The following is an 11,290-nucleotide window of genomic DNA, read 5'->3' as shown; positions in this document are numbered from 1 at the left end:
CGGGCGGCCGCCTCCGCAGCCGCCTGCGCGGCGGCCTGTACGGCCGTCTGGGCCGCCGCCTGCTGCAGCAGCGGTGGCGTCGCCTGCGGAGGCAGGTGCGAGATCACCGACGCACCCGGCAGCGGAGCCGCCCCCGAAAGAGCCGAAACACCAGGCGGGACCGGTTGCGCGCCTCCCGGCGGAGGTGGCGATCCACCCCCCGGCGAAGGTGACGACCCGCCTACCGGCGGCCCCGCCTGGACGGCACCCGGTGGCGGCGTCAGGGGCGGGCCGGCCGGGAGCGTCCCGGTGGCGGGTGGGGTGATCGGTGCGGTGGCCGGGGAGTGAGTGGCAGGCAAAGGGGGAAGGTCAGTGTCGGCGGCGCGCTCGTAGTCGCTCCACCTGATCCCGTCCCCCACCACAGGGTCGTAGTGCCCCTCCGGAAGAACCCACCGCACGCTGGACTCGCGGTCGCGGAACACGCCGGCCTCCTGTCATGGCTCGACCACCGATCGTAGAGCGAGCACCGGCCCCAGGAGGCGGAAGTCGGCAACTTGGCGCGCCCGCGATTACCCTCCTTACCTGCGCAAACGGCCAGGAAAAGGGTCAGCCGACCTTCACCTCGATGGTGTGCCAGCCGGTCGCCCCGTCGGGTGCGGGGGGCGCCTGCTGGTCGGTCTGGGAGCGTCCGGCGGCGTCGGTGGCGCGCACCGCGATCGTGTGGCGTCCGGGCGTGGCGTCCCAGTCGAGGGACCACTGCCGCCACGTGTCCGGGCCGGGAACCTGGGCCAGCTTGGCCTGGCGCCATTCGCCGCCGTCCACGCACACCTCCACCGCGGAGATGCCGGTGTGCTGGGCCCAGGCGACGCCCGCGACGGTGGTGCGGCCCGCCTTGACCGAGGCGCCCGAGGCGGGCAGGTCGATGCGCGACTGCACCTTGATCGGCCCCTTGGCGGACCAGCCGCGCGGCGTCCAGTACGCCTCGTCCTGGTCGAACCGCGTCACCTTCACGTCCACCACCCACTTGGTCGCGGACACGTACCCGTAGAGGCCGGGCACGACCTGGCGTACGGGGAAGCCGTGCTCGACGGGCAGGACCTCGCCGTTCATCGCGACGGCGAACAGCGCGTCGCGCCCGTCCATCACCACGTCCACCGGCGTCCCGGCGGTGAAGCCGTCGTCGGAGGTGGACAGCAGCATGTCGGCGCCCGGCCGGATGCCCGCCTCGCGCAGCAGGTCGGCCATGCGGGCGCCGAGCCAGCGGGCGTTGCCGACGTACTCGCCGCCGACCTCGTTGGAGACGCAGGTCAGCGTGACGTCCGCCTCGGTGAGGGGCCGCTTCAGGAGGTCGGCGTACGTGATCTCGACGGGCTTGTCGACCATGCCGTGGATGCGCAGCCTCCACTGCTGGGGGTCGACGCTGGGCACGATGAGCGCCGTATCGACCCTATAGAAGTCCTGATTTTTCGTGACAAATGGCGAGAGGCCGTCAATGCCGAGATCCACCCCTTGCGGCAGCGGCTTGGCCGCGACCGCGGGCTTGGGCAGCGCCACGGACACCCGGGCGCTGTCGGCCACCTGACGGCCCTCCAGCCCCCGCCCGAGCCAGGTGGCCGCCCCCGCCACCACCACCCCGCCCGCGACGCCGGTGAACAGCCGCCGCCGGTCGAACGTGTACACCTGCCCACCGGCCCGCATGACGGCAGGCCGCTCGACCCCGTCCGAAGCCCCAGAAGCAGCAGAAGCTCCAGCAGCTCCGGAAGGCGCAGAAGCCGCCGAGACCGTAGAGGCCGCGGAAGCGTCGGACGCGCCGGAAGCGCCGGAGGCCGTGGAAGTGTCGTCCAGGTCGGCGGCGACCGGCGCGGGCAACACCGGCGCCGATGGCCGCTCCGACCCCGGCGCGTACGACATCACCGCCGCCCGATCCAGCAGCCACCTCAGCGCCCAGATCCCGGCGAGCACCCCCACCAGCGTCGGCACCGCGTCCAGCACCCCGGCTCCCGGCCTGGTGAGCACCGCCAGCAGCCCCACCACCGCGAACAGCCCCAGCCCGCCCGCCCCGTACGCGAGCCGCCGCCGGGCCAGCACTCCGATGACCGCGGCGACCACCGCGAGCACCACGAGCACGCCCCCGATGAGGACGGTCTTGTCGTTGGAGCCGAAGGATCTGATGGCGAAGTCCTTGAGCCACGCGGGCGAGTTGTCCACGACCACGTTGCCCACGGCGACCACGGGAAAGCTCTCGGGCTTGATCAGCCCGGCGACCAGCTGGGCCACGCCGAGCGCCAGGCCGCCCGCCACCAGCCCGGCCAGCGCGCCCGCCCACGCGGGGATCACGTCGTTCCTCTGCACGGTCTAGACGTTACGCCGCCCGGCCGGGAGAGGTTCTTACGCGGTGGTTACGAGGTCCCGGACGATGGGCGCGAGGGCGCGGAAGGCGCGGCCCCGGTGGCTGATGGCGTCCTTCTCGCCGGGCGACATCTCGGCGGTGGTGCGCGTGTCGCCGTCGGGCACCAGGATCGGGTCGTAGCCGAACCCGTTGCCGCCCCGCGGCGTCTTGATCAGGTGACCGGGCAGCCTGCCCTCGACGGTGCGCCACTCGCCGTCGGGCAGCGCCAGGGCGGCCACGCACCGGAAGTGGGCCGTCAGCTTCTCCTCGGGCAGGTCGGAGATCTGGGCGAGGAGCAGGTCGAGGTTGGCCTGGTCGTCGCCGTGCCGGCCGGCCCAGCGGGCCGAGAACACGCCCGGCATCCCGTTGAAGGCGTCCACGCACAGCCCGGAGTCGTCGGCGACGGCGGGCAGCCCGGAGCCCTGGGCGACGGCGTGCGCCTTGAGCAGCGCGTTCTCCTCGAAGGTGATGCCGGTCTCGGCCACGTCGCCGATGTGGGGGAACTCCTCCACGCCCACGATCTCGAACGTGGACAGGATGCGGCGCAGCTCCGCGATCTTGCCCGGGTTGCGGGTGGCCAGCACGATCCTCATTTGCCCAGGGCCTCCTGCTGGATCAGGGTGAGCTCCTCGCAGCCGGCGACGGCCAGGTCGAGGAGGCTGTTGAGGGCGGCGCGGTCGAACGGGGCGCCCTCGGCGGTGCCCTGCACCTCGACGAAGCTGCCCTCGCCGGTCATCACGACGTTCATGTCCGTCTCGGCGGCTACGTCCTCGGTGTAGCACAGGTCGAGCAGGGGGATCGAGCCGACCACCCCGACGGAGACGGCGGCGACGGAGCCGACCAGCGGGTCGCCCGGGCACATCCGGCGCTCGCGCATCCAGGCGACCGCGTCGGCCAGCGCCACGTACGCGCCGGTGATGGCGGCGGTCCTGGTGCCGCCGTCGGCCTGGAGGACGTCGCAGTCGAGCAGCACGGAGTTTTCCCCAAGCGCCTTGTAGTCGACGCAGGCCCGCAGCGAGCGGCCGATCAGGCGGGAGATCTCGTGCGTGCGCCCGCCGATCTTGCCGCGGACCGACTCGCGGTCGTTGCGGGTGTTGGTGGCGCGCGGCAGCATCGCGTACTCGGCCGTGACCCAGCCCTGGCCGCTGCCCCTGCGCCAGCGCGGCACGCTGTCCTGGACGGAGGCGGCGCAGAGGACCTTCGTGCCACCGAACTCCACCAGCACCGAGCCTTCCGCATGGGTCAGCCACTGCCGGGTGATGGTGATGGGGCGGAGCTGGTCGGCGGCTCGGCCATCCTGTCGCGACATGCAGATCACCCTATCTCCGCGACGCAACACCCTTGACCGAATGTGTCCGACACAGCGATCCTTACGCAATGACAACGGGGGTGTTGCGAAGCCCTGACTTCCTCCGGTTCCTCAGCTCTCACGTCGCCAACGAACTCGGAGCCAACGTGTCCCGCGTGGCTCTTCCGCTGGTAGCCGTGCTCGCGCTGCACGCGGGACCGCTGGAAGTCGGCGTGCTGTCCGCCCTGCAGACCGCGGCTTTCCTGGTCATCGGCCTGCCGGCCGGAGTGTGGGTGGACCGGCTGCGCAAACGCCGGGTGATGATGACCTCCGACCTGACCAAGTGCCTGCTGCTGGCGAGCATCCCGGTCAGCGACGCGCTGGGGTTGCTGTCCATCGGCCTGCTGTGCGTTGTCGCCTTCCTGGTCGGGGTGTCCCAGGTCTTCAACGACGTGGCCGACCAGACGTATCTGCCCGAGTTGGTGAGCCGCGACAGCCTGAGCGACGGCAACTCCAAGCTGGAGTTCGTCCGGTCCGGCGGCGCGCTGGCCGGGCCCAGCCTGGGCGGCGCGCTGGTGCAGCTGGTGGGCGCGTCCCGCACCATGCTGGCCACGGCGCTGGCCGCGCTCGGCTCGGTGGTGCTGCTGAGCGCGGTGAAGACCCCGGACCAGCCCCCGGTCGCCGAGGAGGAGCGGCCGCGGATGCTGCAGGGCATCAAGGAGGGGCTCGCGTTCGCCTGGCGCGACAGGCTGCTGCGGACGATCATCGCGACCACCGCGGCGACGAACCTGACGCTGAGCGCGGTGATGAGCCTGTCGGTGCTGTTCCTGGCCGACGTCGTACGGCTGCCGCCCGGCTGGATCGGCGTCCTGCTCATGTCCGGCGCCGTCGGCGGACTGCTCGGCGGCCTCACCGCCGGCTGGCTGACCAGGAAGTACGGCACGGCCAGGATGACCTGGTTAGCCCTCACCGTCACCTCGCCCTTCGGCCTGCTCCTGCCCATGACGCAGGCCGACTGGCGGGCCTCGTTCTTCACGATCACCTCGATCGCGCTCTCCTGGGGCGCGATCGTCTACAACGTCGGCCAGCTCACCTACCGGCAGACCGTCACGCCCGCTCCCATGCTGGGCAGGGTCAACGCGACGGTCAGGTTCGTGGTCTGGGGCATGATGCCGCTGGGCGCGCTGATCGGCGGCATCGTGGCGCAGCGGATCGGCGTGCGCGAGGCGCTGTGGGTGTTCATGTGCGCGCGGCTGATCTCGTTCGCGCCGCTGCTGTTCTCGCCGCTGCCGCGCCTGCGCGACTTCTCACAGCTCCAGACGAAGTCGTAGAAGCCGTCGTAGACGGCTCCGCTGCTCAGGCGAGGTCGTAGACGGCTCCGCTGCGGGCCAGGTCGATCGGCCCGTCGAAGCCGCCCCTGCAGGCGTCGTCCATGATCTTCGTCTGGTCGTGCCAGGGCACCAGATGGGTCAGCACGAGCCGGCCGACGCCGGCCTTGGCCGCGTGCTCGGCCGCCTGGCGGCCCGACATGTGCAGGTCGGTAGGCAGGTCCGGCTTGTCGAGGAACGACGACTCGCACAGCAGCAGATCGGCGCCCGCCGCCAGCTTGACCAGCTCGGAGCACTCCCCGGTGTCGCCGGAGTAGGTCACGCTCCGGCCGCCGTGCGCGACGCGGAAGCCGTAGGCCTCGACCGGATGGTTGACCTGCCCCGCGGTCACGGTGAACGGGCCGACCTCGAAGTTGCCCGGCGCGAGCCGGACGAAGTCGAAGGCGGTGTCCAGGCTCGGCTCCTCCGGCATGCCGTAGGCGGCCGACAGCCGGCGCGCCGCGTCGGCGGGCGCGTGGACGGGCACGCGCGCGTACGGCGCGTCCGGCCCGTACGTGCGCACCACGTGGTAGGCGCACAGGTCCAGGCAGTGGTCGGCGTGCAGGTGGGTCAGGCAGATGGCGTCCACGTCGTAGAGCCCGATGTGCCGCTGCAGCGCGCCCAGCGCCCCGTGGCCGAAGTCGAGGAGCAGCCTGAAGCCCTCCGCCTCGACGAGATAACAGGACGACGGACTGTCCGGGCCTGGAAAACTGCCCGAGCATCCGACGATGGTCACCTTCATGTGGGCCTCCCGTTAGAGGTAGTACCCCCTACTGGTGTGACTTCGACCGCATCGATCTCCGGCCCGAGGAAGCGTCGCCCGAGCCGGGCGAAGAGCAGGGAGTCGCCTGTGGCGCGGAAGCGGTGCCGGGGGGTGACGTCGCTTCCGGCCGCGAGGCCGCGGTCGTGCAGGATGCGGTAGACGTCCTTGGCCGTCTCGTCGGCGCTGGAGACGAGCGTCACCCCGTCGCCGGCGACGTACGAGATCGCGCCGGTGAGCAGCGGGTAGTGGGTGCAGCCGAGGATCAGCGTGTCGCACTCGGCGTCCCTGATGGGCGCCAGGTAGTCGCGCACGACCTCGATCAGCTCCTCGCTCGTCGTCTCGCCGCGTTCGACGTACTGCACCAGGCGCGGGGCGGCCACGCCGGTGAGCTGTACGTGAGGAGCCGCGGTGAAGGCGTCGTGGTAGGCCATGGACTCGATCGTCGCCCGGGTGGCGATCACTCCGACCCTGCCTGTGCGGGTGGCGCGCACCGCGCGCCGGGTGGCGGGCTGGATCACCTCGACGACCGGGACGTCGTACCTCTCGCGCGCGTCGCGCAGCACGGCGGCGCTGGCGCTGTTGCACGCGATCACGAGCATCTTGACGTCGTTCTCGACCAGGTGGTCCATGACCTCCAGCGCGTAGGCCCGCACCTCGGCGATGCGTTTGGGCCCGTACGGCTGGCGAGCCGTGTCGGCCACGTAGGTGATGGACTCATGGGGCAGTTGGTCGATGATCGCTCTGGCGACCGTCAGACCGCCCACTCCGCTGTCGAAGATCCCGATGCTCGTGTCCGGCACGCTTCAGAGCGTATGCGACCTGTGACATCACAACTGCGTAAGAATGCTCACTGTGTGTTTGGTCACCCCCGTCCCACCCGTGCCAACTGCCTGCACTGGGCGACGAGCCGGCCGGCCGAGTCCCACGCCTCCACCTCCTCGTCGAACCAGCCGTCGGCGACCAGCCGGCCGCTGCCGAGCAGCGTGATCCAGCCGGGGGCGGGCAGCGCGCGCAGGTGCCAGGTGAGGTCGACGGTGGGCGCCCAGCCGCGCGCCCCGGCCGAGAACACGACGGGCGGCAGCGAGTCGACGGCCAGCGCCAGCACGTACGGGTCGGGGTCCTGGGGCTCGGCCATCCTGAAGTAGGCGCGAGACTCCGGCCGGCCGGAGGGCTCGCCGCGCAGCCAGCCGATCGTGGGCGCGTCGAAGCGCATCTCCATCTGGGCGTTGAGCGTCATGTTGGACTCGGGCTTGGGGTCGGGCAGCTTGACGCACTCGTCGAGGGGCGGCATCGCGTGGGCGGGGCCGGCGGCGTACAGGGGGTCGGCGCCGTGCAGCGTGGCCGTGGTGACCAGGCTCTCGATCTGGGCCACGTCGTCCTGGACGAGCGTCGCCCTGGTGAAGGCGGCCGTCCTGCCCGCCTTGAGCTGCTCGATCCGCACCCTGGCGGGTCCCGGGACGGGCGCCCTGAGGTACTGGGCGGAGGTGGTCACGGGGTGCTCGAACGGTGAGGCGTCCACGACCGCGCGCAGCATCACCGCCAGCAGGTAACCGCCGTTGAGGGGACCGCCGATCACGTAGCCGGGGTCGAGGCAGACGTCGTACGTGGTCTCGTCGACCCGGATGGCTTGGGTGGCCTCGTCGAACTTGGTCATGTACGGAACTATATTCTAGTCCTCCACACTTCACCTCATCCGGTCATCAGCGCGCCTACCTGCGAAAATGCGATCTCGCTGCAACAGTTTTGATCATGACAGGCGTTACGGAACTGATGGGGCAGTCCGTATGGGACCCCAACGGGCTGTGGGTCGGCCACATCGTGGACGTCCGCGTGATCAAGCACAGGGGCGAGCTGCAGCAGAGCGCCACCATCTGCGGCCTGGTGGTCTCGGCCGTCCGCGGGCCCGTCCTGCTCCGCGTGACCCGTGACCGGCACGGACGCTGGAGCTGGCTGGCCCAGCTGCTGTCACGGGTGGTCTATGTGCGGTCGGCGTTCGTGCCGTGGTCGAGCATCGTCGAGCACGGCGACGGCGAGGTGCACATCAGCACGTCCCGTAAGGAGCTCACTCGGGTCTAAGTACATTGCAAGCGACCGTCTAGCAACATCAGCTACTTTTCTTGTGGTCAAAAGTCCACATTGTGAGTTGAGTGATGTCTGCGAATATCCCCGAGAGTGGCCAGGATCCTAATCGGACCACGCGGTATCGCTGGAGCCAGGAGCAGCAGCAGTCCGCGAACCCCCCGACGATGCCGTTGCAGGGCCAGCCGTATCCGCCGCAGCAGTCCTACCAGCAGCCGCAGTACGGCCAGCAGCAGGCGTCCCACGGGCAGTCACCCCAGTACGGCCAGCAGCCTTCGTACGGGCAGCAGCCTTCATATGGACAGCAGCAGCAAGCCCCCGAGTACGGGCAGCAGCCGCAATACGGCCAGCAGAACTACGGCCAGCAGGGCTACAACCAGCAGGCCTCCGGCCAGCAGAGCTACGCGCAGCAGGGCTACGCCCAGCAGCCGCCCTCGTACGGCCAGCAGGAGTACATGCAGGCCGGTTGGCAGCAGCAGGGCCCCGACGGCTTCGGCCCCGGCGAGCCCCCCAAGAAGGGCCGCAAGGGCTGGATCATCGCCATCGCCTCGGCGCTGGCCGTGGTCCTGCTCGGCGGCGGCGCGGTCTGGGCGGTGGGCGCGATCGGCGGCGGCGGCACGCAGCCGCACGAGGTGCTGCCCGCCAACTCGATCGCCTACATCCGGCTCGACCTGGACCCGGCGGCCAACCAGAAGCTGGCCCTGTTCCAGATCGGCAGGAAGTTCACCGTCACCAAGGACAGCTTCCGCGGCGAGGACCCGCGCAAGGCGCTGTTCGACCTGTCCCAGGACGCGGGCCTCGGCAAGCTCGACTGGGCCAAGGACGTCGATCCCTGGCTCGGCAGCCGCGTCGGCGTGGCCGTCATCCCGTCGGGCAAGTCCGAGCCCGACTTCGCCGTGGCCGTCCAGGTCAAGGACGAGGCGCAGGCCAAGGCCGGCATCACGAAGCTGATGGGCGAGGAGAAGTTCGGTCTCGCCTTCCGCGAGGACTACGCGCTGCTGACCCAGACGCAGGCGCAGGCCGACAAGTACGCCGCCGAGACCACCAGCCTGGCCAGCAACGTCGAGTTCAGCGACGACGTGAGCGCCATCGGCGAGCAGGGCGTGCTGTCCTTCTGGGCGCACCTCGGCAAGATCGGCGAACTGGCCAAGACCGACCTGTCGGCCGAGGAGGCCCAGGCGCTGGACCAGGTCAAGAACGCCCGGTTCGCCGGCGCGCTGCGCTTCGACAGCGCCTACGCCGAGCTGGCCGGCGTCGTCCGCGGCGCCGAGGGCATGGTGGAGGGCGACCTGGAGCCGGTCAAGATGGGCACCCTGCCCGCCTCGACCGCCGGCGCCCTGTCGTTCTCCGGCCTCGACCAGATCATCACCAAGAAGTGGGCCGACATCCAGAAGTCGGCCGCCGCGACGCCCGCGTTCAAGCAGTTCCTCGACCAGGCGCAGCAGACCTACGGCCTGCAGCTGCCCGACGACCTGTCGACGATCCTGGGCAGGAACCTGACGCTCGCGGTCGACAGCGAGGGCCTGGACGGCGAGCTGCCCAAGGGCGGCATCCGCATCGTGACGGACCCCGCCAAGGCCCAGGCCGTGGTCGACAAGATCGAGAAGGCCATGACCTCCAGCGGGCAGCCGGCTCCCAAGCTGTCCAAGACGGCCGGTGACGGCACGTTCACGCTGGCCACGACCGACGAGTACGCCAAGGCCCTGGCGGCCGACGGCACACTCGGCGACAGCGAGACGTTCCAGACCGCCGTGCCGGACTCCGACGAGGCGACCTACGCCCTGTTCGTGGACCTGGACAAGGTCGAGAAGTACTACCTGCAGAGCATGAACGGCGACGAGAAGGCCAACCTCCAGGTGCTCCGCGCGGTCGGCCTGAGCGGCAAGCAGACCGACACGGAGGCCACGTTCTCCCTCCGCCTGCTCTTCAACTAGCCGAAGAACCGGTGGCCGCCCCAAGAAACGGGACGGCCACCGGTTTTCGTATGCGAGGAACATATTCGGGCTGTCGGCTGTGGCCCGCTCCGGTGGTCGGCCGGGCCGTATCGGCGCCCGGCCACCGTCCGGTCAGCGGCCGTCCCCCTGGAGGCCCTCAGCCATGTACGGCGTCTGGGGCCGGCCCATGCGTGCCGTAATAAGGAAAAGGGGTCACGCCCAGAGCTGACCTTCGAGGCGCGATTCGGCTTCGTCCAGGGTGCCCTCGTACGCCCCCGTGGACAGGTACTTCCAGCCGCCGTCGGCGACCACAAAAACGATGTCCGCCGCCTCGCCCGCCTTGACCGCTTTCGCCGCCACCCCCAGGGCGGCGTGCAGCGCCGCCCCCGTGGACACCCCCGCGAAGATGCCCTCCGACGACAGCAGCTCCCGCGTGCGGCGCAGCGCGTCGGCCGACCCCACGGAGAACCGCGTCGTCAGCACCGACTCGTCGTACAGCTCCGGGATGAACCCCTCGTCCACGTTCCGCAGCCCGTACACCAGCTCGCCGTAGCGCGGCTCGGCGGCCACGATGCTCACGCCGGGCACCCGCTCGCGCAGGAACCGTCCCACGCCCATCAGCGTCCCCGTCGTGCCGAGCCCGGCGACGAAGTGGGTCACACCGGGCAGGTCCTCCAGGATCTCGGGCCCCGTGGACTCGTAGTGGGAGCGCCAGTTGGCCGGGTTGCCGTACTGGTAGAGCATCACCCAGTCGGGGTGCTCGGCGGCCAGCCCCTTGGCCACCCGCACGGCCTCGTTGGAGCCGCCCGCGGCCGGCGAGGAGATGATCTCCGCGCCCCACATGCGCAGGAGCTGGCGGCGCTCCTCCGAGGTGTTCTCCGGCATCACGCAGATGAGCTTGTAGCCCTTGAGCTTGGCCGACATCGCCAGCGAGATGCCGGTGTTGCCGCTGGTCGGCTCCAGGATCGTGCAGCCCGGCGTGAGCAGGCCGTCCTTCTCCGCCTGCTCGACCATCCACAGCGCGGGCCGGTCCTTGATCGACCCGGTCGGGTTGCGGTCCTCCAGCTTGGCCCAGACCCGCACGTCGCCCGACGGCGACAGGCGGGGCAGGCCGACCAGAGGCGTGCGGCCGACCGAGTCGATCAACGAGTCGAAGCGCATGTCACCCGCCGGCGACGGCGGGAAGCACGGTCACCGTGTCGCCGTCGGACACCGGCGTGCCGAGGCCGCCCAGGAAGCGCACGTCCTCGTCGTTCAGGTACACGTTGACGAACCGGCGCAGATTGCCCTTGTCGATCAGGCGTTCCTTCAGGCCGGGGTGCTGGGACTCAAGATTGCTGATCAGCTCGTCGAGGGTGGCGCCCTCGGCGTCGACGGCCTTGGCGCCGCCGGTGTAGTTACGCAGGATGGTCGGAATGCGGACCTCGATGGCCATCTCGCTCAGTCTCCTCGGGTCAGGTCGTCGTCCCGTCGGCACCAACGCCGACGGCC

The 11,290-nt window shown here is 70.5% G+C and carries 11 protein-coding genes; 3 read left to right on the top strand and 8 right to left on the bottom strand.

The window, feature by feature from the left end; genetic code table 11:
• Positions 1–585: 585 nt before the first annotated feature.
• The 3 genes from KME77_RS07945 to rph are packed head-to-tail and all read right to left on the bottom strand — an operon-like array spanning position 586 to position 3,677.
• Positions 586–2,331, bottom strand: coding sequence for a molybdopterin-dependent oxidoreductase (locus tag KME77_RS07945; protein WP_308250607.1), 1,746 nt, complete (start codon positions 2,329–2,331; stop codon positions 586–588).
• Positions 2,332–2,367: 36 nt separating this feature from the next.
• Entirely contained in the window at positions 2,368–2,961 is a 594-nt protein-coding gene (rdgB, locus tag KME77_RS07940; RefSeq protein WP_219463493.1) for an RdgB/HAM1 family non-canonical purine NTP pyrophosphatase, read from the bottom strand.
• The gene (rph, locus tag KME77_RS07935) at positions 2,958–3,677 is read right to left on the bottom strand and encodes a ribonuclease PH (protein ID WP_219463490.1); all 720 of its coding nucleotides are present in this window, start codon (positions 3,675–3,677) and stop codon (positions 2,958–2,960) included. Before rph ends, rdgB begins: the two co-directional genes overlap by 4 nt.
• Positions 3,678–3,745: 68 nt before the next feature.
• On the opposite strand from rph, the gene KME77_RS07930 reads away from it, so the two are divergent.
• The gene (locus tag KME77_RS07930; protein ID WP_246609398.1) at positions 3,746–4,987 is read left to right on the top strand and encodes an MFS transporter; all 1,242 of its coding nucleotides are present in this window, start codon (positions 3,746–3,748) and stop codon (positions 4,985–4,987) included.
• Positions 4,988–5,012: 25 nt separating this feature from the next.
• On the opposite strand, the gene KME77_RS07925 is transcribed toward KME77_RS07930, so the two are convergent.
• From KME77_RS07925 to KME77_RS07915, 3 genes are all read right to left on the bottom strand, one after another.
• Positions 5,013–5,765 (bottom strand): MBL fold metallo-hydrolase, encoded by a 753-nt coding sequence (locus KME77_RS07925; protein ID WP_219463486.1) that lies wholly within the window; start codon positions 5,763–5,765, stop codon positions 5,013–5,015.
• A complete protein-coding gene (murI, locus tag KME77_RS07920; RefSeq protein ID WP_219463482.1) occupies positions 5,762–6,586 on the bottom strand; it encodes a glutamate racemase in 825 nt (274 codons plus the stop codon). Before murI ends, KME77_RS07925 begins: the two co-directional genes overlap by 4 nt.
• A gap of 62 nt (positions 6,587–6,648) precedes the next feature.
• Positions 6,649–7,440: a thioesterase family protein gene (locus tag KME77_RS07915; RefSeq protein WP_219463480.1), complete on the bottom strand. Its 792-nt coding sequence runs from the start codon at positions 7,438–7,440 to the stop codon at positions 6,649–6,651.
• A 95-nt stretch (positions 7,441–7,535) separates the two neighbouring features.
• Between KME77_RS07915 and KME77_RS07910 the strand changes: the two genes are divergently transcribed.
• Complete coding sequence (locus KME77_RS07910; RefSeq protein ID WP_219463479.1) at positions 7,536–7,862, top strand: hypothetical protein; 327 nt, start codon at positions 7,536–7,538, stop codon at positions 7,860–7,862.
• A 170-nt stretch (positions 7,863–8,032) separates the two neighbouring features.
• Complete coding sequence (locus KME77_RS07905; protein WP_281424067.1) at positions 8,033–9,799, top strand: DUF3352 domain-containing protein; 1,767 nt, start codon at positions 8,033–8,035, stop codon at positions 9,797–9,799.
• Positions 9,800–10,012: 213 nt separating this feature from the next.
• On the opposite strand, the gene KME77_RS07900 is transcribed toward KME77_RS07905, so the two are convergent.
• Positions 10,013–10,960 carry a PLP-dependent cysteine synthase family protein gene (locus KME77_RS07900; RefSeq protein WP_219463475.1) on the bottom strand — a complete coding sequence of 316 codons (948 nt, stop codon included), beginning with the start codon at positions 10,958–10,960 and terminating at the stop codon, positions 10,013–10,015.
• Position 10,961: 1 nt separating this feature from the next.
• Positions 10,962–11,234: a MoaD/ThiS family protein gene (locus tag KME77_RS07895; RefSeq protein ID WP_219463495.1), complete on the bottom strand. Its 273-nt coding sequence runs from the start codon at positions 11,232–11,234 to the stop codon at positions 10,962–10,964.
• Between the last annotated feature and the right edge of the window lie 56 nt (positions 11,235–11,290).

The sequence above is a fragment of the Nonomuraea rhizosphaerae genome (assembly GCF_019396405.1).
Classification (GTDB): domain Bacteria; phylum Actinomycetota; class Actinomycetes; order Streptosporangiales; family Streptosporangiaceae; genus Nonomuraea; species Nonomuraea rhizosphaerae.
Note: the sequence above shows the minus strand (reverse complement) of the source record. Positions and strands in the feature narration are given on the sequence as shown.

Coding starts and splice junctions, on each gene's coding strand:
- rdgB (WP_219463493.1), bottom strand. CDS start 2,961: ATGAGGATCGTGCTGGCCACCCGCAACCCGGGCAAGATCGCGGAGCTG.
- rph (WP_219463490.1), bottom strand. CDS start 3,677: ATGTCGCGACAGGATGGCCGAGCCGCCGACCAGCTCCGCCCCATCACC.
- KME77_RS07930 (WP_246609398.1), top strand. CDS start 3,746: ATGACAACGGGGGTGTTGCGAAGCCCTGACTTCCTCCGGTTCCTCAGC.
- KME77_RS07925 (WP_219463486.1), bottom strand. CDS start 5,765: ATGAAGGTGACCATCGTCGGATGCTCGGGCAGTTTTCCAGGCCCGGAC.
- KME77_RS07915 (WP_219463480.1), bottom strand. CDS start 7,440: ATGACCAAGTTCGACGAGGCCACCCAAGCCATCCGGGTCGACGAGACC.
- KME77_RS07910 (WP_219463479.1), top strand. CDS start 7,536: ATGACAGGCGTTACGGAACTGATGGGGCAGTCCGTATGGGACCCCAAC.
- KME77_RS07905 (WP_281424067.1), top strand. CDS start 8,033: ATGCCGTTGCAGGGCCAGCCGTATCCGCCGCAGCAGTCCTACCAGCAG.
- KME77_RS07900 (WP_219463475.1), bottom strand. CDS start 10,960: ATGCGCTTCGACTCGTTGATCGACTCGGTCGGCCGCACGCCTCTGGTC.
- KME77_RS07895 (WP_219463495.1), bottom strand. CDS start 11,234: ATGGCCATCGAGGTCCGCATTCCGACCATCCTGCGTAACTACACCGGC.